14 protein-coding genes are annotated in these 20,846 nt (G+C 70.6%); 7 read left to right on the forward strand and 7 right to left on the reverse strand.

The features are described 5' to 3' along the window. Window positions 1–821 precede the first annotated feature (821 nt). On the forward strand, window positions 822–3,548 hold the full coding sequence (locus ACIBM5_RS40730; RefSeq protein ID WP_396011736.1) for a Helicase associated domain protein: 2,727 nt from the start codon (window positions 822–824) through the stop codon (window positions 3,546–3,548). A gap of 119 nt (window positions 3,549–3,667) precedes the next feature. Here ACIBM5_RS40730 and ACIBM5_RS40735 read toward each other — a convergent pair whose 3' ends face one another. Continuing rightward, window positions 3,668–3,826, reverse strand: coding sequence for a hypothetical protein (locus tag ACIBM5_RS40735; RefSeq protein WP_396011737.1), 159 nt, complete (start codon window positions 3,824–3,826; stop codon window positions 3,668–3,670). Between the two features lie 197 nt (window positions 3,827–4,023). Here ACIBM5_RS40735 and ACIBM5_RS40740 point away from each other — a divergent pair, with 197 nt between their 5' ends. Continuing rightward, window positions 4,024–6,552: a transcriptional regulator gene (locus ACIBM5_RS40740; RefSeq protein WP_396011738.1), complete on the forward strand. Its 2,529-nt coding sequence runs from the start codon at window positions 4,024–4,026 to the stop codon at window positions 6,550–6,552. Between the two features lie 442 nt (window positions 6,553–6,994). Here the strand turns inward: ACIBM5_RS40740 and tpg are convergent, their stop codons facing one another. Then, on the reverse strand, window positions 6,995–7,441 hold the full coding sequence (tpg, locus tag ACIBM5_RS40745) for a telomere-protecting terminal protein Tpg (protein ID WP_396011739.1): 447 nt from the start codon (window positions 7,439–7,441) through the stop codon (window positions 6,995–6,997). A gap of 648 nt (window positions 7,442–8,089) precedes the next feature. Between tpg and ACIBM5_RS40750 the strand changes: the two genes are divergently transcribed. From ACIBM5_RS40750 to ACIBM5_RS40760, 3 genes are all read left to right on the forward strand, one after another. Continuing rightward, a complete protein-coding gene (locus tag ACIBM5_RS40750; protein WP_396011740.1) occupies window positions 8,090–9,664 on the forward strand; it encodes a helix-turn-helix domain-containing protein in 1,575 nt (524 codons plus the stop codon). Between the two features lie 354 nt (window positions 9,665–10,018). Continuing rightward, window positions 10,019–11,032, forward strand: coding sequence for a DUF6602 domain-containing protein (locus tag ACIBM5_RS40755; RefSeq protein WP_396011741.1), 1,014 nt, complete (start codon window positions 10,019–10,021; stop codon window positions 11,030–11,032). Between the two features lie 171 nt (window positions 11,033–11,203). Continuing rightward, entirely contained in the window at window positions 11,204–12,091 is an 888-nt protein-coding gene (locus ACIBM5_RS40760; protein ID WP_396011742.1) for a hypothetical protein, read from the forward strand. Between the two features lie 317 nt (window positions 12,092–12,408). Here the strand turns inward: ACIBM5_RS40760 and ACIBM5_RS40765 are convergent, their stop codons facing one another. The 5 genes from ACIBM5_RS40765 to ACIBM5_RS40785 form a co-directional block, all read right to left on the reverse strand. Further along, a complete protein-coding gene (locus ACIBM5_RS40765; protein ID WP_396011743.1) occupies window positions 12,409–13,398 on the reverse strand; it encodes a replication-relaxation family protein in 990 nt (329 codons plus the stop codon). Window positions 13,399–14,551: 1,153 nt separating this feature from the next. Then, on the reverse strand, window positions 14,552–14,875 hold the full coding sequence (locus ACIBM5_RS40770; RefSeq protein ID WP_396011744.1) for a hypothetical protein: 324 nt from the start codon (window positions 14,873–14,875) through the stop codon (window positions 14,552–14,554). A gap of 714 nt (window positions 14,876–15,589) precedes the next feature. After that, on the reverse strand, window positions 15,590–15,724 hold the full coding sequence (locus tag ACIBM5_RS40775; protein WP_396011745.1) for a hypothetical protein: 135 nt from the start codon (window positions 15,722–15,724) through the stop codon (window positions 15,590–15,592). A gap of 546 nt (window positions 15,725–16,270) precedes the next feature. Then, window positions 16,271–16,699 carry a hypothetical protein gene (locus tag ACIBM5_RS40780; RefSeq protein WP_396011746.1) on the reverse strand — a complete coding sequence of 143 codons (429 nt, stop codon included), beginning with the start codon at window positions 16,697–16,699 and terminating at the stop codon, window positions 16,271–16,273. Between the two features lie 893 nt (window positions 16,700–17,592). Continuing rightward, the gene (locus ACIBM5_RS40785) at window positions 17,593–18,063 is read right to left on the reverse strand and encodes a hypothetical protein (RefSeq protein ID WP_396011747.1); all 471 of its coding nucleotides are present in this window, start codon (window positions 18,061–18,063) and stop codon (window positions 17,593–17,595) included. A 425-nt stretch (window positions 18,064–18,488) separates the two neighbouring features. On the opposite strand from ACIBM5_RS40785, the gene ACIBM5_RS40790 reads away from it, so the two are divergent. Both ACIBM5_RS40790 and ACIBM5_RS40795 read left to right on the forward strand, forming a co-directional pair. Further along, the gene (locus ACIBM5_RS40790) at window positions 18,489–18,938 is read left to right on the forward strand and encodes a hypothetical protein (protein WP_396011748.1); all 450 of its coding nucleotides are present in this window, start codon (window positions 18,489–18,491) and stop codon (window positions 18,936–18,938) included. 6 nt (window positions 18,939–18,944) lie between these two features. After that, window positions 18,945–20,846, forward strand: a 1,902-nt coding sequence (locus ACIBM5_RS40795) for a tetratricopeptide repeat protein (protein ID WP_396011749.1), incomplete at its 3' end; no start/stop codon positions are given.

Consider the following 20,846-nt stretch of genomic DNA (forward strand, 5'->3'; position numbering starts at 1 on the left):
CCCGCGGAGCGGGTCCCTTCGCCGCACGCGCGGCGAACGAGCGACAAGCCGGCGCGCTGCGCCGGCGGGAAAGACAGCCGCTGCGCGGCCGTCAAAACCCAGCCCGGCGCGCTGCGCCGAACAGCCTGAAGAGCAGGCTCGACGCTTCGCGCCGAGCCCAGGACACCCGCTTCGCGGCTGCCCAAGCCGGCAGCAGGAAGCGTGTAAACGGGCTCGCGTGCAGGGGATTTAGTCGTTCTCTAGCAGGCGGGACGTACCGTCCCAGCCCGATCTGACGGACCGTCACAAACACCTGACGACCCATCAGGAAAACCTGACTGGGCATCAGAAGCTCGTTCCGCCCACCCGCTCCCCCGATGACTGCCATACTCCATGATGACACACAACCCGCTCCGACGCCATCCGATACCTTAGACAACAACCCACCGGACACGGGGCAAAAATCACGAGCCCCACCGACGCCGAACCGGCCACCGAAACCGGGCCGGCGGCCCACCCGGGAGCCCAACGAACCAGCCTGCACGAAGGGTGCGCCGAAGGTGCATACAGGGGCCCTGAACAGCACTGATACACCTTCACGACACCACCGAAAAGCCCAACCGGCCGAGCCCCGGGCCACACCCGGACCACAACGACACAACGCCCCCCGCGCACCGACCCGACACCCAACCACACACCCACACCACACCCGACCGACACAACCCCGGTCGCCACACGAACTCGCATAAACAAACCGGGAACCCGACGGAAAACACGTGCAATCCATATCGGTAAACACCGCACAACGCACCGGATTATGAACTCGGGAAAGGAACCTCACCATGGGAAACACGGCGCGAACCAAAACCGCAATCAAACTCCGCCCACACCAGAAAGAAGCCGTCCAGGGCGGAGTCCTCGAACTCTCCGCACCGCCGGAGGACGACGCCCTCGCCGAGCTCCGCGCCGGCAACGGACCCTGGGCCGGACTCCGCGCCCAGATCATCGCCGCCACCGGCACCGGAAAAACCGTCATCGCCGCCGCCACCACCAACCGCCTCGCACCCCACGGCCGCGTCCTGGTCCTCGTCCCCACCCTCGACCTCCTCACCCAAACCGTCACCGCCTGGCAACACGCAGGACGCACCGGACCCATGGTCGCCGTGTGCTCCCTCAAGAACGACCCGGTCCTTGCGGCGGCGGGGGTTCGGTCCACCACCAGCCCGCCTCAATACACCCTCTGGACGGGCCGTCAGCGGCACATCACCGTGTTCGGCACCTACGCGTCGCTCGGGGTCCTGCTGGAGGCCCAGGAAGGCGTCTACGGCCTGGAACCCCCGAACCCGTTCTCGCTCGTGGTCGTCGACGAGGCGCACCGAACGTCCGGCGCGCTGGGGAAATCCTGGGCGGCGATCCACGACAACCGCAGACTCCCGGCCGCACGCCGCCTGTACCTCACCGCCACACCCCGGATCTGGGAACCGTCCGTGGGCAGCGCCTACGCCGCGCTCATCACCGAACCACCCGTGCCCGAGCTGGACCCCCCGGACGACGAGAACGACGACGTCGACGCGTGGGACGAGGCGGACCTGGAACTCGCCGACGAACTCGAGGAAGACGAACACCAGCCCCGTACCGCGTACCAGCCACTCCCGGCCGGGCTCGCCGCGTCCATGGATGATCACCGTTTGTACGGCAGGGTGGCGTTCAACCTCCCCCTCGGGACGGCCGTGACCAGGGGGCTGGTAGCGCCTTTTCGGATCTTCGTGGTGGAGATCCGCGACGAGGAGGTCCAGGCCGCCGCCGCCCAGAGCGGCAGCAAGCTGAACAAGCACACCACCGAGCCCGAGGCCAAGGAGGCCTACCGGGGCAAGCGGCTGGCCGCGTTGCAAACCGCGCTGCTCAAGACCGCGGCCGAACACGACCTGCGCCGGATCCTCTCGTTTCATTTCCGCACCATCGAGGCCGAAGCCTTCGCCAAGGGGTTGCCCAAGGCCCTGAAGAGGCTGCGCGCGAACGACCTGGACACCTACGCCTGGACCATGTCCGCCGACTGGCTCTCCGGCGAGCACGACCCCGGACATCGGCGGCAGGTCCTGGGCCGTTTCGGCGCCGGCGTCGACACGAACGGCGTCGTCGTCGACCGATCCTTCGTCTCGAATTGTCGTGTGTTGGGCGAGGGCGTGGACGTGCCCGAAATCGATACTGTCGCGATCCTGGATCCCAAAGGCAGCATCGTCGAAATCGTCCAGGCCGTCGGGCGCGCAGTCCGGCCGTCCGTGCGCGGGGACAAGATCGCCACGATCCTGGTCCCGATCTTTCTTCAGGCCGGTGAGCACCGCGACGACATGCTCGTGTCGCCGAGCTGGCGACCGCTCCAGCGCGTGCTTCAGGCGTTGCGGGCCCACGACGCGGACATCGTCGACGTCCTGGCCGTGCCCCAGGTCAACGGCACACCCCAGAGCGAACGCGGCCCCGACGAGCCGGACCAGGACGACGCCGCAGGCGATGGCGGCGACGATCGGGACGGCGAGGACGAGCGGCAGGAGTGGCGGCCGATCCTGCGGTTCTCCAGCCGCCGCGACCCCGTCGAGATCGCCCGCTTCGTCGAAATGCACGTCGTCGACCCGCAGTCGCGGAACTGGCTGCGCGGCCTGCGCGCGGCGGAGCGCTACCGCCGCGCGCACCCCGACCTGCGCGTCCCCCTCGACGGCGTCGACGTCGACCACCACGGCGTGAAGTTTCCGCTGGGCGGCTGGATTTCCGAACAGCGCAGGGAATACGCCGCAGGGCGGTTGAACACCAAGCAGGTCCAGAAATTGAACGGGTTGGGGATGGTGTGGTCCCTGCTCGATCAGGCCTGGGAGGACGGGTTGGCCATAGCGCGTGCATACGCCCGCGAACACGCCACCCTCGCCGCCCCCGGCGACGCCGTGCTCGAGGGCTTCCCCATCGGCAAGTGGCTGGAGACCAAACGGGCCCAGGACCGCAAGCGCGGCCTCGACACCGCACGGGCCGAGGCCCTCGACGCACTCGTCGAGGGCGAGCCGTGGAACCCGCCGCACTGGCCGGTGTCCTGGCAGCGACGCCTCACCTACGCCAGCGAGCTCCTGGCCGCACGCGGCGACCGGGCCCGGCTGGACGACGTCACCCTGGACGCGGTGCACCGCGGCGAAGCCATCGGGCGGTGGATCGCCCGACAGAAAGCCGGCTGGGACAAGCTGGGCGAGGAACAGCGGGCGGCGCTGACCGGGTTGGGGCTCACGCCGCCCCTGGCGGCAGAGACCACCGTCGCGCCGGTCACGGAGGGCGCGGAGCCGAGCGGCCGGAAACCAAAGCGGAGTCGGGAGCAGGCGTTCGAGATCGCGCTGAGCGCGGCGGCCGCCTACCGGGAGCGGGTCGGGCACCTCGAAGTCCCCCGCGGGCACGTCGAGACCGTCACCGCGTTCGACGGGTGGCGCGAGGACGTACGCCTGGGAGTGTGGATCACCACCACCAGATCACGGCGGGCCAAACTCCCGGCCGAGCGGATCGCCGCGCTGGACGCGCTCGGCATGCGATGGACATGAGATCGGATGTCGGGGTCGGTGTGGAGCCGGGGCCACGATCGGCCGAGCGCGCGTTGTTCCCGTCGGAAGGAATTCCGCGCCGACGCCGCCCTAGCGGTGCTCGGTCCCGTGACGGCGGGTCAGCGGTGGGTGATCCACCACACGATCCAGGTGCCGGCGGCGCTGCCAGCGCCGGTGGCGAGGCCGCGTGCGGCACTTGAGACGAGGGAGCGGGCGGCACGCACGAGGCGGCCTCGGGTCGTGGTCACGGGGTCGGTGGTGGGTCGGTCGTCGTTCATGGGGGTCTCCCCAGTGGGTGCGAACCTCGGGCGGGTTCGTGTCGTCCCATCGGGTGAACACGGAGGATTTTCCGGCGACCGCCCCCATGCTGGTCGCCCGTCTCGTCGCCCGTCTCTAGGCTGCTGGATCCCGGGAGCGCGGGTTTTCCGGCGGCTGTTCGGACCGGATCCGGACCGGACGGCAAGGGTTGGGGTTCGTGGCGAGCGATGAGGGGGGCAAGGCATCGGAGCTGGCTCGGTTGCTCCGGGAGTTGTACGAACGGGTGGGGTCGCCCACGTACGCGAAGCTGGTCCGCCAGGGCGCCGGGCAACGACCCGCGGTGGTGTTGAGCGCCACCGTGCTCAGCGACTGGTTCAACGGGCGCGGCGTGCCGGCCGATCGGGTCCGGTTCGCGTTCCTGGTGACGTGGCTGGAGCACGAGGCCGCCCGCCTCGACCGCGCCTACGTCGCGACGCCAGCCGCAGTGTGGGAGCAGCGGCGCGCCGAGGCCGAGCGCGAACGCCGTTCTCCCGGACGCCCCCGCGCATCCCACGGCGCCGATCCCCCGGCCTGCGGCAAGGGTTTCGCCGGTCGGCCGGTTCGGGAGTTCACGGATCCGTTCGCGTTGGAGGTGCACCGCGCGATCGACGCCCCCGAACACACACAGGCCGGGCTGCCAGTGTTGCCGGTGTACGTGCCCCGCGCCCACGACGGCGAGCTGTGCGAGGCGGTGGAACGCGCGGCGGGCGGGGAAAGCACGATGGTCACGTTGGTGGCCGGGTCATCGTCGGGTAAGACCCGCGCGTGTTGGGAGGCGTTGCGGGCGGTGCCGGACGGGTGGCGGTTGTGGCATCCCCTGCATCCGAGCCCGCCGGAGGCGGCGGCGGCCGGCCTGTCGCGGGTGGGGCCGCGCACGGTGGTCTGGCTCAACGAGGCCCAGACCTACCTCGAACCCGCCGGCGTCGGACAACGGATCGCCACGGGCCTGCGCGAACTGCTGAACGACCCGCGGCGCGGGCCGGTCCTGGTCCTGGCGACACTGTGGCCGGATCCCTTCTGGACCACCCTCACCACCAAGCCCCCCACCGGCGCCCCGGACCCGCACGCCCAGGCGCGGGCCCTGCTCACCGGCACCGACCTGCGCGTGCCCGAGGCGTTCACCGGCGCGGACCTGGAGGCCGTGCAGACCCGAGCGGGCGAGGACCCGCGGTTGGCGAAGGCCCTCCAGGACGGGGACGCCGGGCGCGTCACGCAATTCCTGGCGGGCGCGCTCGCCTTGCTCAAACGCTTCGAACTCGCCCCGGCCCACGCACGCGCGGTGATCAAGGCTGCCATGGACGCCCGCCGCCTCGGCCACGGACCCGTCCTGCGGTACGCCTTCCTGGAGGACGCCGCCGACGCCTACCTCACCGACACCGAATCCGACACACTCGACGACGACTGGTTCGAACAAGCCCTCGCGTACGCCGTCATCCGCGTCCACGGCGCGACCGCACCCCTGACCCGCATCCGCCCCCGCCGACGCGGCCGCGACACCACCGGAGGCGGCCCGACCTACCGCCTCGCCGACTACCTCGAACAACACGCCCGCCACACCCGCGGCGCCCTGTGTCCAAGCGCCTCGTTCTGGGAAGCCGCCCACGACCACGCCCACACCACCGACGACAGCCTCAACCTCGCCTGGGCCGCACACAAAAGGCTGCGGCTGCGCCACGCCGAACGCCTCTACCGCAAAGCGGCGAACACCCGCGACCCACGCGTCCTGTGGGAACTGGCCAGGCTGCGGGAGGAGAGGGGCGACCACGACGGCGCCGAACGCCTCGCCCGCGAAGCCACCGACACCGGACACCCCAACGCCCTGACGCGACTGGCCATCCTGCGGGAGGAGGCGGGCGACCACGACGGCGCCGAGCGCCTCGCCCGCGAAGCCACCGACACCGGAGACCTCTCCGCGCTGGATTGCCTGGCCGAGGCGCGGGAGAAGGCGGGCGACCACGACGACGCCGAACACCTCGCCCGCGAAGCCACCGACACCGGAGAACTCTTCGCACTGACGTGGCTGGCCATCCTGCGGGAGGAGGCGGGCGACCACGACGGCGCCGAACGCCTCGCCCGCGAAGCCACCGACGCCGGAGATTCCACCGCGCTGGATTGGCTGGCCGGGGCGCGGGAGGAGGCGGGCGACCACGACGGCGCCGAGCGCCTCGCCCGCGAAGCCACCGACGCCGGAGCACCCTTCGCACTGACGTCGCTGGCCGAGCTGCGGGCGAAGGCGGGCGACCACGACGGCGCCGAACACCTCGCCCGCGAAACCACCGGCATCGAAAACCTCATCGCACTGGGTCGCCTGGCCGAGCTGCGGGAGGAGGCGGGCGACCACGACGGCGCCGAACACCTCGCCCGCGAAGCCACCGACGCCGGAGCACCCTTCGCACTGACGCGACTGGCCATCCTGCGGGAGGAGGCGGGCGACCACGAGAGCGCCGAACGCCTCGCCCGCGAAGCCACCGACGCCGGAAACTCCGACGCACTGACGCGACTGGCCATCCTGCGGGAGGAGGCGGGCGACCACGAGAGCGCCGAACGCCTCGCCCGCGAAGCCACCGACGCCGGAAACTCCGACGCACTGACGCGACTGGCCATCCTGCGGGAGGAGGCGGGCGACCACGAGAGCGCCGAACGCCTGCGCGCGTGGTTGCTTCGAGGTCTCGACGCAGACGACAACGTGCCACCCGTCGACGGGTGAAGCCGATGATTTTTGCGGTGTCGACCGCGCCGTGATCGTGCGCATCGTGACGAACGATCGGCTTGGTGGGAACTTGCTTGTTTGTAACGGGCCGATTTCGGCCCCACTGTGCTGGGTTCTTTTGGCCCCACCTTCGAAGCCGCGCCAGACGCGCGACCCGAGTCCCACACGGCTCTTCTTGCTGGCTGCGCTTGTGCGCCGAGCGATGAGAGGCCGACAGCCGAACATCTGTTGGGGCCAATCGAATCCAGCGGGGTGGGGCCAGAAGACCCCGTTAGAGACACTTGCTTGATCAACGTGAAGCCCGCCGCTTGCCTGCCTCCCAACGCCACCACACCGTAAGACCAATGAAAGAGACCCCCGCTCACGGTAGTAGGGGGACGATGGCACGCATCCGGCCGGTCGGTCAGCGCTTGGCCAACCGGCCAACCGGTAAAGGTGTTCAGCTGCGGATGTTGAACTCCACGTAGTCCACGTCGGTGAGCTCGACGGTCTCGAGGTCTTCGGCGCGGGTGCCGCCTTCCTGGAAGTAGGCCATTTGCAGGCCTGCGGCAACGATGCCCTCCAGGTCGCGTTCGGAGGCTCCGGCGTGGTGGGCGTCGAACAGCTGCTGGGCGTGGGTGGGCGACAGGGGTTGGGTGATGCGGCGCATGCGGGGGTCGTCGGTGGATCCGGCCGCCGAGGAGAATCCGAACCGGGCCCTGGTTTCGACGATGACGCCGCCGGCGGCGGCCGCGCGTTGCTCGGCGCGGCGGCGGACCTGGGGTTGCCACAGTCGGCGTACTTCGGCGTCGATCTTCGCGTTGACGGGGCGGGGCGGGTGTTTGCGGTCGCCCTTGAGGTAGCGCTCGATGCTGCGTTGGCTGACTCCGAGGAGTGCGGCGAGCACTTCGCCCCTGGTCCGGGCGGTGGACCTGCGCGGATACGGGGCGGAGGGGTTGTAGGCACGCTTGGAGCAGCTCTCTTTCGGGGTCTGACCTGGGGAAACGCCCTGTGTGTCGTGGTCGGTCGCGGAAGCGGAGGCGGAAGCGGCCCCGGAAGCGGACGCGGATCGCCCCGCAGACGGGCGGCGCGGGCGTGTGCGTTGTGTCTGGGGGCCGGCGTCGAACTGCTCGTGTGGCGACATGTGGGGCTCCCTCGTCGAATGGCACGGGGCGCGTTCGCGCCCGGCGCCACCATGACGAGGCCCCCCTTGTCCGTCGTCTGTCCGACCCCTTGACCATGACCGTTTACACCTGATCCACGGGTATGGAACGGTTTCCCCCTTGACCGCCCCTTGACCGCACGGTTCGTCCCAATTCGATGGGGCGGCCCTGCAATGCGTGGGGTCTACCCGGGTTCGGCATCGTCTCTTTCGGGCCACGCGTCTACGGACGGCGGGCCCGGCCGGGCTCGCGGATCGTCGTCGGCAGCCAGGGGTTCGTGCAAGGCCGCTGTAGGACAGCCTCCGACGCCGGTGTCCCCGAAACCGGGATGATCGTGTCGGGCTGATCCACCATGCTGGCCGGGACACGTCCCACATCCGACGGGAACAGACATGGCACCTGGCTTCGATCACCGGCACCGTCCTGTGCGACCGGCCGAACTCCTCGCCCTGATCCACGCCGTCAGGGACGGGGTCGTGGAGGAGAGCACGTGGTTGGAGTGGAAATCCACGCTGGATCTGACCGCCAAGCGCGACCTGTCCCACATAGCCCGGGCCGTGTTGGCCTTCGCGAATCGCATGCCGGACGACGCCGACCTCTTCGTGGAAGGGCACGGCTATCTTCTCGTGGGTGTGGACAAGGGTGTCGTACAGGGCGTGGCGTGGCGCGACCCGATCGACCTGAGTCGAGGGGTCGAGGCGTACACCGGCGATTGTCTCCGCTGGTTTCCCGCTTATCTCAAAGTCGACTGCCCCGACGGCGAGCAACGTGAGGTGCTGGTCATCGACGTGGAGCCCCCGCGCTGGGGCGATCCGATCCATGTGGCGCGCAAGGAGAGCGAGCACTTCAAGGACGGCGCGGTCCTCGTGCGCAACATGGGGAACAGCGCGCCCGCGAAGTCCCGTCAGGTCGACGCGTTGTCACAGCGGATGCTGCGCAGCCGAGACAGCCTGTGTCTCGACGTGGAAGTCGCCTCCGGCATCCCGATCCCGGTGATCGGAGTGGTCCGTGAGGACCTGGAGGCGACGGTCGAGCGGGAGAAGCGGTCGGTGTTGGAGTCCCTGCTCGAATGGGAGGCGAGGAATCGGGCGGCTCGCCCCCGGGATGGCGGCTTCGACGCGGCGGACTTTGCCGACGGCCCCGAAGCCGACAGCGGGGTCCGAACGTACACCTCGAACCCGCCCGTGCTGTCGTTCTCGGAGTACCAGGAACTGGCCAAGCGCAGAGCCGAGGGCGAGGAACTCGACGACACCGAACGGCACATGCTCCGGGCGTTCGAGGCACGCACCCAGGCGACTCTGGGGATGGCGTTCGCGGGTCTCGCCTCGCTGGTCAACACCGTTCCCGACGGCCGCTCGCCGGAGCAGTACCGAGCCGAAGTCGACCGCTACATCGCCGCGTACGGCCAGACCCTGGGGCGGGATGCCCACGAGCGCGCTGTACGGAGCGTCGCCCCGCTGCGGCTGCGGCTGTGCAATCCCACCGACACGAACCTCGCTCAGGTCGAGATCCAGTTGTACGTGCCGGGCGACGTCACAGCCGTCCAGCCGCCCGCCTCCGCCACGTTCGATCCCGGCTATCCCGACCGACCCACCCCCTACGGACCGCGCCCCCGGTCGCCCCTCGGGTTCGAGTTCCCGATGCCGTCGTTCGCCCTCGCTCCTCGGGTGACCAGCGCCCAGAACATCCTCGGCCCCTCCCACAGGCCCGCACGACGCCCCGTCATCCGCAACGGCGGATCCACAACCATCGACTTTCCCCCGGTCGACCTACGTCCCCACTCACAGATCGACCTCGATCCGATCGTCCTTCTCGTCCGAACCCCCGCCCCCTCGACCGTCGTCGGCACATGGCAGGCGACATGCACCAACAAGGACGGGCGGACAGCCGGCACCCTGACACTCACCACGGGCACGACGATCACCCTCGCCGAACTACTCGACGAACCCGACGCCCCTGTCCATTGAGATCTCACCAACCGGGGGCTCCTCTTCACCCGCGATCCCTGCCGTCGGAGTCGATCAGGAGCGCGATCCGTCCGCGTCGGGGCCTACGTCACCCGACCGCGACCGAGCACGCCTGCAACTCGTCGACAACCGGGCCCAACCCGGCACACGCCGCCGCACCGTCCAACCGATGTGGCGCTCTGGTGCGGTGCGGTAAAGCAGGCCAGCCACTCGTGGAGCGGCCAGCGGTGACGTGTCCGCACCGACGGCCTGAACGACCAGTTCATACACGCCGACTGCAGTCTTGATGCCATGCCGCACTCGGATACGGCGAAACTGTCCGTGGCCTGTATCCACTGCGGCAAGATCGCCAGCATGGAGGAAGCACAGGAACGGGACGAGGATCCAATAGAAAGTGTCCACGAGCTGCACGAATTCTTCGGCCAGCTCTCAGACTCGGTTGCCAGCGAGTACGCGCGCATCCGCCGTCGCACGCGGCAGGACCCCGGAACCGCAGGTGACGAGGGCGAAGCGAACTGGGCCAGGCTGGTACTGGAGCCTTGGCTGCCCGTCGGCTACCACGTGGTGACCAAAGGAAGGATCCTCAGCTCAGGCCGGGTCGACGAGCATGGAAGAAGGGTCAGACCGGAGCTAAGCCCGCAGATCGACGTGCTGGTCCTCTCCCCCTCATACCCCAAGTTCCTTCTGGAGCAGGAGAAGCACGTCTACCTAGCCGACGGCGTGGTCGCCGGCTTCGAGTGCAAGAACACCCTCAAGGCCAAGGACTTGGAGGAGGCCGCGAAAACTGCCGCGTTCGTGCGGCGCCTCACGGAGCCTCGGGAAGGAGATCCGTACCGAGAATTGTTCGGCGCACCGATCTACGGTGTGCTCGCCCACAGCCACAGCTGGAAAGGCGAGGGGTCCGATCCGATCGGCAACATCGAGCGAAAGCTTTTCGAAGGTATGCGGGATGCCGGGCACCCGCGCGACCTCTTGGACGTGGTGTGCGTGGCAGACCTGGCCACCTGGTGGGCGTTCAAGATGCCGTGGATCGGACCTCCCCGTACGCCTGACGAGTCGTGGCTGCGGATTCAGCGGATGCTGGGCCTGCCAGCCGAAGGTTGCGTCAAGACCAACCTCAACCGGCACGATGCCGACGGGTCACCACTGATGGTGCTGATGGCCGTACTGCTGCGCCGCATGGCGTGGGAAGACGTGGCATTGCGGCCGATCGCCCGCTACTTCGAGAACGTCGAGGGCCCGAAGGGCGGAGGCCCGGCGGTCCACTGGGGCTTGGGCGTCTATAGCCCCAAGGTCACGGCCAGCATCGTGGACGGCTGGTTCGGAGATCGCAAGGAGTGGAATCCTTGGGACGCCGTACTGATGTGAGGGAGTTGCGGGGCCAACGCACACTGCAGTTCCCAGCATGACGGGTGCGCGGTCGTGCTGGGGAGCTGAGACCGATCAGCCGCTGCAGACCGTCATAGCCAACGGCGGGAGCCGCGATATCCGATTGCCGCCAGCGATGGTTCGGAGGATTGTCGGGGCGTGGTCATGGCCTTGGAGATGATGGACGGCGACGGGCGCAGGTTCATGGGGGGCGGCGTTCCGCTGGACGTCCCGGTCACGCACTTGCGGAAGCTGAGCAAGGAGGGCAGGGAGGATTCCCAGCTCTACTCGTTCCTCTTGGCGCTCACGATGCGGGCGAGCGTGGACGCGCCTTTCGCTGTGGCTCCTGGGGGCGATCCGCCCGACCGTCTCCTCGTCGGGGCATCGGGTCGAACGTGGGCCCTGGAGCTGACGGAACTGACGTTGGAACGGGTGCGCGAAGACCTCGCGCGGGTACGGGCATTCGGACGACGTCTGGAGGCCCACCTGGCCGCACACGCCGACGTGTACGCCCACCTGATCGGCAATCGCGTGATGCTGACCCTGGCCGGGGACGCTGGTCTGCCGCGCGACGACAAAGCCGTGTTCGGCGCGGTCACAGAGACGCTGACGCGTGATCTCGGATGCGCTTTGGACACTTCCGACCAATCCGCCGAACTTCCGATGAACCTCGGGTCGGCTGGCTTCCACCCTCAGGCGGGGCCGTTGTTCGTCCGCGTCGATCGGGGCGGACACCCCGACCGCATCACCGTGGTGGCCATAACGTCGGCCGCGATCCACGGAGACGAGGTGGTGGGGGCGTTCCGCCGCCTCGTCGCCAGCAAGGACAGACCGGAGAACGAGATCCTCCTGGTCACCTGCGGTGCTCCCGACGGACTGGGTCACACCTGCGGCCTGGACCATCTCTTCCTCAAGCTGCTGACCGAATCCGCTCGGTTGGGCAAACTCATCGAGGGCACACCGTTGCATCTGCGGGCCCTGATGCTCCACGCGTGGCGAACCCCCACCCTCCTCGGAATTACCTTCACAGACGACTACGTCACACCGTGGGACAAGTAAGTCGGCGCCGACGTCTACCCGTGCCTGGACCACCACGCCAGCCCCACTGGCCCGGTGCTCGGCACCAGGCCGCTCACCGCAGCCGAGGTGGGTGACGCGGACGGGCAGGCCGCCGTGGACGGCACGGGCGGCACCGCACGGCCCCGAACCCGCGCGTGTGCGCCGCACCGCACCACGCGCGCACGTGCGGCGCGAGGCGGCGCGGGACACCGATGCGGTGCGTCAGCCGCCTGCGCACGGTGCGGTGCGCCACTGTGCTCCTAGGCGGTGTGTGCGTCTACGCACGGTGCGGTGCGCGTCGGTGTGATAGTGCGGATCTACCAGGGTTCGACGTCGTCGTCCTCGAACCAGGCGTCCGCCGCCGACGGTGCGGCGGACCCGGTTCGGCCCGGCGTGCGGGTCGTCCCCGTCTCGATCGGCGCGAGTGCCGCCGGCGCCGAAGCGACCGCGACCAGTTGGGCCAGGCGTACGCGGGGCGGTCGCGCGTTCAGCGGGAGCCACAGGGCTTCGGCCGGGGAAGTACCCGAGGTCCACACGCCCGTGGCGATCGGGACGGCGGTCGGGGTGCGGCGCAGCGCGGTGCGGGCTTGCGTCTCGCGGCCGGCGGAGGCGAAGACGAACAATACGAGGGGGCGTTCGTGGCCGAACAGTTCGTCGGCCTCCCATCCGTCCGCGGTGCGGGGGTCGAGCGACAGCAGCGTGGCGTAGCGGTCGATCTTGTCGACGAGGCGGGCCAGGCGTTCGGTGCCGGTGTCGTATTCGAGGGCGAGGGTGGATCGGGCGTCGCCCTCCCGCCAGGTCAGGACGGCGTCGGGGCGTACGCGGTGCGAGTAGACGCCGGGTTCGGGCATCTCGCGTTCGCTGAGCCAGCGTTCGACCTCGGTGTCGGAATGTGTGCGGGCGTGGGCTTCGAGGGCGGTGTGGAAACCGTTGACGCCGAGCAGGTGCCGGAGCCCGCTGGGGGATTTGAGGCCGAGTTCGCGGTCGCGGCGGGCCTGGCGGATCGCTGGCTTCGTCTCTTGGTCCGCGTCCTTGGCCACCACTGCGGCTCCGGCCGGGGCCAGGACGAAGTGCGAGGGATACGAGCCGCGGTCGGCCCTGGGGCGGAAGCGGTGCACGGCCTGCAGGGCTTCGAGGTGCTGCATGCGGTGGCGGGCGGTGACCGGGCTGTCGAACGCCAACTCGGCGATCTGAGGGGTGGTGAGCATCCGGTGGGTGGCCAGGGTGCTCAGGATCAGACGATCCCGATCGGTCAGCGTGACGTTGAGCTTTTGGATACGGGACAACGCGACTTCGTCGGCGGACATCGTGAACCTTCCTCTTCCGAATCGGGAAACAACGCGGTGCCGGCCGGGTGCGGCGGCCGGCCGGTGCGGGAGAGCGGAGCAGGGCGGCGTCGAGCCCTGGCACGGCTGGCACGGCGAGCGGGGGCGGGTCGAGAAGACCCGAGGCGGGCGGGACCGACAACGGCAGGAAACGGACCGGGCCGGGCCGGGGAAACCGCAGAGAGCAGTTCGTGAGAGGTGACGGCCGACCGTGGCGACGGGGCGTGGACATCAATCCCCGCGCCCGCCGCAGGGATTGGAGAGAGAACACTTCTCTACAAACAGTCCGGGACACCACCGGCCTGCACACAGGCACTCTGGCCTGCGCAGACGTGGGGAGAACCCCGGACAATGAGAGCGTCCGCCCGAGTTGCCGCCCGGATTGCCGCCCGAGTTGCCGGGGGCGTGTCCGAGAACGAAACCGGCACCAGTCGGACGCAACGCCCGTAGGTGGGCGAGCCATCGCCGGAGGTGGGAATCCGGGGGCGCGGCGCAGACTCGGGCAGAGGCCCGACGGCGGCCCCAAAGGGAACCGGGCTCGATCCGCGTCGGCGAACGCCGGCGGATCGGACCCGCGATCGGCAACACGCCCCGATCGCGGACGACTTCCAGTAGGCACCACCGATCCCCGTCGCCGCAAGACCTTCCATCGCGCGATCTGTGGCTGGTGTCTTCCGTGTGCTCGCCGCGCCGGATCCTCGCGTGGGGGCTGGTGACCGGCCATGCCGGCCCCGGGGGCGCGGCTGCGCCCCCGAAGGTGCATCGAGGGTGCACGCAAGTGGCACGAAGGTGGCACGGCCGCGCGGTAGGGCGCGAAGTCACCCGGACGGGCGACCCATACAGGGCCGGGACGGCGGGCAGGAACGCGGCGAACGCGGCAGCGGGTCCTCGGGGAAGGACGACCCGCTGCCGCGCTCACGTCCCCTTTCGAACTCGCGTCGTGCCGGCCCGATCACGCTCACCGCCCACGGCTGCGACGAGGCCACACGACGCGTCACCGCGACGCTCGACGACACGTTCGCGACCGAGTTCGGGAAGTTCGAGGCCGGCCTCGAAGGGGGCCCGGGTACCCCGAACGGGCGCATCCCGCCGCGACGTCGGTCCGGGGAAGGCGGGTGACCGTTCTCGGGACGAATCACCGAGCCGGGGTCGCGGCGGTTTCGGGATACCGCCGGCCGAGTCCGGCCGGGTTCGAGGGCCGGATGAGGGCTTCGAGTTCCGGGGCCGACCAGAGGCGTGCCAGGGCGAGAGGGACTCGGTGTCGGCCGGTGGCGATGTCCTCGAGGAGGTCTTCGAGGGTGATGTCCGGGCCGACGTCGCGGGTGGTTTCGGGGCCGGTCCAGGCCCAGCGCAGGGCCGCGGCGAGGGCGTGGCGTTCGTCGGCGGGGCTGAGTTCGATGTGGACGTCCGGTGCGGTGTCCAGGAGGCGGAGGGCGACGCCGGCTGTGGTCCGTGTCACGACGCGGATCGTGGCAGGCGCGTCGGCCGCCGTGCCACCGGGGAAGCGACGGCGGCGTAGGACTTGTTCGGCGACGCGGGCCTGCCCAGGACAACGAACCACCCCCCGCTCCGGCCCCGGCCGGTGGGAAAACGGCCCGGACGCTCCCCACGGGTCGGTCGCGATCGGGGGCTCGGCGCGGGTGAGGCCGGCTCCCTCCTTCGGGCGGCGCGTTCGTCTCGTTCGAGGGAACGGACCGCGCCGGGGCCGCAGTCCGGTCAGCGGTCATCGCCGACGTGGTGTTCCGTAGGCGGCCACCCCACGCTTTCACTCGTTCGAGTGAAAGCGTGGGGTGGCGGAACGGGGTTTGCACGAAGCGGGCGGCCGAGACGCCCTTTCCGAGGGAAGAACGGCTTCTCCCGTGGGCTTATGCATTTGCATGGAAGCCCCCTGGGCCCCCGGCCGAATAGGGGGCTATTCGTCCTCGGACGGCTCCGATCGGAGCCCTTCGGTCGTGGCGAGGACGCGCGAACGTGGGCATGATGAGCGGGCTGCCGTTCGACCGGGACCATCCCGCGTCCGGGCCTCGAAAGCTCGGGCAGGGCGTGTTCGGGGTGAGCGTGTGAGCGGAAGGCCCCGCGGTCGCGAGCCAGGAGCCTTCCGCCCTACCGTCCGGCAGAGCGCGTGGGCGTCGGGGAGTCCGGTCTGTTGGGGACCGGGCCCTCGGCCCATCGCTCAGAGGAGGTCGTAGAGGTTCCGCAGTTCCTCCACGAGCGCGATCACCGTCGGTGACCAGTCCCTGATGTGCGGACCGCTCCTCCGTACGACCCTGCCGAGATTCCTCAGTCGTTCCCGCCAACGGGAGTACACCGGGGAACCACCTGCCTTCCCGGGCCACGTGCCGGGCGGAAGGGCCCGGACGCGTCCGCGACCCCGCGGGAGCATCGGACATCTCCCGGAAGGGCGGTCGGCGGACAGAATCTACAAGCCCGCAGGCACGCTGTGGGCACGCCCTGTCACGGACTGTTCACTCGAACGAGTGATGGAACAGGGGCGCGCGAGGGGCGGCGATCCGCGCGCCGCGCTTCTGAACTGCGCTTTCGCCGTGTGGCGCACGCCACAATCGAAAACTCGAAAACGTCGTGCCCCGCACACGAATCCACCTCTTCTGTGATCCGCGTAATGTCCGGATTGGGCGTGAATGACACCGATTTCCCGGAGTGGGTACGTCTCTCCGCCCCCGGGACGGAAAAGAGCACCCTCGTCGCCCGGACCGGCACTGCGGAAATGCCGAAGGCCCGCGAGGGGGCCGCCTCACGGCCGAAGTACGAGGGACCTTCTTGCGTGGGCGAAAGCACGCGAAGCCTCCGGCGCGAACGAGGCGCATCTACGAGACCGAGAGGTCGGTGCCGGCGATCAGGTGCGGCGCGGGATGCGGTCCAGGTCCGCGTCGAGGACGACAAGGTCCGGATGAGCCCGCAGTTCCTGCTCGCGCGCCCAGTCCTCGAGGTCGGCCTTGTGCGCGGAACGCACCACGTCGGCAGTGGTACCGGTGAGGATCGCGAGCAGTTCGGCGTTCTCGCGGCTCAGGCCGTGATAGCGGTTGGCGGGGGCGAAGCAGGAGGCGGCCTCGGCGGGGAGATCGGACCCGGCCTCGGTGAGCCTGTCGACCAGCCATCGCCGAAACGGCGTGGCCTGGGTCCGCCAGGCGGGGTCGTAGTCGTCGTACTCGGGAACGGGATCGTCGAGTTCACCGACCAACCACCGCCGGAACAGCGAACTCCGGGCGCTCCGAGCCGGATCACGGTCGTCGTACTCGGGAACATCGGGACCGATGACGGGCATGGACCGATCCTCTCCAACACCGCGATGGGGTACGCGAGATCCACTCGCACGGGTGACGCCCCGGCCACCCGGCACACGGTGTCTCGCCGGGGACGGATTCACCGGCCGGGCGTGGCCCGCCGGCGCCGTCCGTGCGGTGGCCGGCTCCGCACGGCGCACTGCTCGCCCGAGCAGGCGAGGGGTACCGGACCCCTCCTCGCCGCGTGACCCGACGACTCGTGACGCCCGCGAGAGCCGAACGGCGTTACCCGGCGCCTCGTCGGCGGGTAACGCTTTCGTTACCCACGCAGGTCACCGCGTTACCCGCCCCCGCAGCCCGACCCCGATGCGACCCCGACCGTCGACCCACCCGGCCGGGACCGCACCGCACGGATGTGCCCGAGATGCCGCCGGAGCACGACGAGACACACGAACGGCGCCGCCCCCCGAAATCGGGAACGACGCCGCCGGTGTCGAAGGCCGGTGAGCGTGGCCGCCTCACGGCGGAAGGCACACCGTGGCTCCAGCCGAGCGGTATTCCACGGCGGCAATGGTTGGGCCCGGGGGCACACCCTCACCGACGCCGATCACAACCGGCGCCGCCGCGAGATCATTCCCCGGCACCGAGCCGCGCCGAGCCTGCGGTCCCGGTCGCGGCAGACTCCACCGGAGGGGGCCGAGTCGGCGGCGCGTGCCGTCACCCCGGGGCCGGGTCGCTCGTTGTGTCGACCGTGGAGGTCCGGCGTCCCCCGTCGCCCGGCTCGCACCACACCCGGCGGCCCATCCCCCGAGGCCACCGGGAGCGGGAACGGTCGGCGCCGGTTGCGCGACGCCGGCGCCGACCACCCCGACCACGCCGGCGAGCCACGCCCCACGAGGCGCCCACCGCATGTCGGCCGGTCCCGCGTTCGGCGTCACAGACGCGGCTCCCACCGCTCCCCACCCAGGGCCTCCTCGACCAGGCGCACCGCGCGCTCGGTCACCGCGGCACGCGCACCCTCGAACGCGTACATCCGCAACAACGCCTCCACCACGGCGGCGGGGACGACCGGAGCGAGCTCCTCGCGGGCGGTGCCGTATCCGTGCCGCGCCGCCGCCAACGCCGCCGACACGTGCTGACGCGCCATCCGCGCCAACAGCAGCGGCTGCCTGCGCAGGACGCCGTGGCCGCGATAACCGGGCGGGCACAGGTCGAACAACCAGGTCACGGCCGTGTCCTCCCAGCCCTCGACACCAGGCGGGCGCACCGCCGGCGGCCATCCCGGCGGAGCGACACCGGCTCTGCCCCGCGGTTGCGCGGCCTGCTTCTCGGCGAGGACGCGGGCGAAACGACTCGGCGGCTCCCACCCCGGGGAGTCGTCGTCACCGCTGTCATTGCCGTACATATGTTCGATTATCGGTTTCGCCCGCCGAAAAGGCACACCGTCGGCGTGTCCGCGCCGCCCGTCGCCACCGGTGACCGGAGTGGCCCGAGTGGGCCGTCCGGCGAAACCGGCCTGTACGCCGGGGCGTCGCGCCGGCGGGAACGACGCCGTCCGCCTCTTCCACTACACGCGACTGCGCATCACGCAAGCCGGCGAGGAGCGATGATCCGCCGAGGTGCCGGTCCGAACGGGTATGACCGCCCGAAACGCACCCTCCGCGGGCCTGTTCCGTAGGGCGTTGACGAGTTCCCCGCACATTGGTTCCCACGAGGCCGACTCGGGCTCCCGTCCAGTGGTAACGCTTGCGTCGCTGCTCGCCGGATCCACCTTCGTCGCAGGGTGGTTGGTTCTACCGTGGGTACCCGTTCCGGACCAGGGGGTACGAGATGGATCCGATCACGATCGGTTTGTTGGCGGCGCTCGCGGGGGGCGCGGGCGGGGAGTTGGGGCGGCAGGCGTGGGCCGGGCTGGGCGCGCTGGTGCGCCGTCCGTTCCGGCACGCGGACGACAGCGCGCCCTCCGCCGACGCGGGGGCGGTGCCCGGGTCGGGGGCGGCGGAGTTCGCGGCGCTGGAGGCGGCGCCCGGCGACCGGGACCGCGCGGACGCGCTGAGCTCCGCGCTGGCCCGCCGCGCCGCGACCGACCCGCGGTTCGGCGCGGACCTGGACCGTTGGCACGAGAACGCCCGGCTGGTGCGCACCGGTGACGGCGGGACGCACAACCGGATCGGCGGCGGCACGTTCCAGGGCCCCGTCCTGCAGGGCCGCGACTTCTCCGGGCAGACGTTCACCACGCCCCCACCCCCGCCCCCCGCGGCGGAACCCGGCCGGGGCTGAGGGCCGGTGGCCGCCGCGCCCGTCGAGGACGACGACCGCGACCGGGGCGCCCCAGGGGTCGGGGGCACGCACAACGAGGTCGGCGGGGGTGTGTTCTTCCACGCGGTGATCCAGGGCCGCGACATCACCGTGCGGCTCCCGCCGCAGATCGAACCGGCGCTGTCCGGACTTCCCGCGCCGTCACCGGTGTTCACCGGCCGCGACGCCCACCTCGACCGCCTCCTCCACGACCTGGAACCCGGTCGGGTGGGGGCGGTGTTGGTGACGGCGGTGGCCGGTCTGGCCGGGATCGGCAAGACCGAACTCGCCGTCCAGGCTGCCGCCCTGGCGCTGCGCGAGCCCGGCTGGTTCCCCGGCGGGGCACTGTTCACCGACCTGTTCGGCTACGACCCCGAGCGCCGGGTCACACCCGCGCGCGCCCTGGACGGCTGGCTGCGCGCCCTCGGCATCCCCGCCGAACACGTCCCCGCCGAAACCGACGACCGCACCCGGCTGTTCCGCAGCGTCCTGGCCGCCTATGCCCGCGAGGGCCACCGCGTCCTGGTGATCGTCGACAACGCCTCCACCGCCGAGCAGGCCCGCCCCCTGCTGCCCACCGACGGCACCACCACGGCCCTGGTCACCTCCCGCCACACCCTCGACCTCGGCGCCCGCCTCCACGACCTTCACACCCTCACCGACACCGACGCCGTCGAACTCCTGCGCCGCTCGCTCCTGGCCGCCCGCGGCCCCGAGGACACCCGCGTCGACGACGAACCCGACGCCGCCACCGCCGTCGCACGCATGTGCGCGGGCCTGCCGCTGGCCCTGCACATCGCCGCCGCCCTGCTCGCCGACACACCCTCCCGCCCCCTCGCCACCCTCGCCGCCGCCCTGACTGGTGAACACACCCGGCTGAAGCGGTTGCGCCGCGAGGACCGTGCCGTCCGTGCCGCGTTCGACCTGTCCTACTGCCACCTCGGCCCCGAACACGCCCGCCTGTTCCGGCTCCTCCCGCTCAATCCGGGCGCCGACATCTCCACCGAGGCGGCCGCCCGCCTTGTCCACACCGACGTGAGCGACACCGCGCTGTACGACACCGAGGAACTCCTCCAGGACCTCGCCCGCGCCCACCTCGTCGAGCCCGCCGCCACCTGGGGCCGCTGGCGCATGCACGACCTCGTACGCCTCCACGCCGACCACCACGGCCACACCCACGGCGACACCGACCAACGCTCCCTGGCCCGAACCCGGCTCCACACCCACTACCGCACCACCACCCGCGCGGCCGCCACCCACCTCGAGCCCCTGCCCGGCCCACGCGACCCCCGGTTCCCCGACCGCGCCCACGCCCTGGCCTGGCTGGACGGCGAATACGCAGCCCTGGTCGCCGTCGCCACCGCCGCCCCGCCCCTCGGCCACCCCGAAACCACCACCACACTCGCCCACGCCCTCGCCGAATACCTCGATCAACGGCGCCTGTTCGACGACTGGATCACCGTCACCACCGCCGCCCTCGCCATCCACCAAGAGCTGGGCGATCGGCACGGCGAGGGCAGGGCGTGGAACAACCTCGGGCTCGCCCTGCAGGAGGTGCGGCGGTTCGAGGAGGCGATCGACGCCCATCGTCAAGACCTCCGGATCTGCCAGGAGCTGGGTGACCGGCACGGCGAGGGCAGGGCGTGGAACAACCTCGGGCTCGCCCTGCGGGAGGTGCGGCGGTTCCAGGAGGCGATCGACGCCCACACCACCGCCGCCACCGCCTTCCGCGAAATGGGCAACCGACACACAGAGGGCATGGCGTGGAACAACCTCGGGGCCGCCCTGCGGGAGGTGCGGCGGTTCCAGGAGGCGATCGACGCCCACACCACCGCCGCCACCATCCACCAAGAACTGGGTGACCGACACGCAGAGGGCACGGCGTGGAAC

The organism is Embleya sp. NPDC050493, from assembly GCF_044458105.1.
Taxonomy (GTDB): domain Bacteria; phylum Actinomycetota; class Actinomycetes; order Streptomycetales; family Streptomycetaceae; genus Embleya.

What these genes read in the sequence shown, in the direction of transcription:
- ACIBM5_RS40790 (WP_396011748.1), top strand. Translation starts at nt 18,489, where the DNA reads ATGGATCCGATCACGATCGGTTTGTTGGCGGCGCTCGCGGGGGGCGCG.
- ACIBM5_RS40755 (WP_396011741.1), top strand. Translation starts at nt 10,019, where the DNA reads ATGGAGGAAGCACAGGAACGGGACGAGGATCCAATAGAAAGTGTCCAC.
- ACIBM5_RS40735 (WP_396011737.1), bottom strand. Translation starts at nt 3,826, where the DNA reads ATGAACGACGACCGACCCACCACCGACCCCGTGACCACGACCCGAGGC.
- ACIBM5_RS40750 (WP_396011740.1), top strand. Translation starts at nt 8,090, where the DNA reads ATGGCACCTGGCTTCGATCACCGGCACCGTCCTGTGCGACCGGCCGAA.
- ACIBM5_RS40730 (WP_396011736.1), top strand. Translation starts at nt 822, where the DNA reads ATGGGAAACACGGCGCGAACCAAAACCGCAATCAAACTCCGCCCACAC.
- ACIBM5_RS40765 (WP_396011743.1), bottom strand. Translation starts at nt 13,398, where the DNA reads ATGTCCGCCGACGAAGTCGCGTTGTCCCGTATCCAAAAGCTCAACGTC.
- ACIBM5_RS40785 (WP_396011747.1), bottom strand. Translation starts at nt 18,063, where the DNA reads ATGTACGGCAATGACAGCGGTGACGACGACTCCCCGGGGTGGGAGCCG.
- ACIBM5_RS40780 (WP_396011746.1), bottom strand. Translation starts at nt 16,699, where the DNA reads ATGCCCGTCATCGGTCCCGATGTTCCCGAGTACGACGACCGTGATCCG.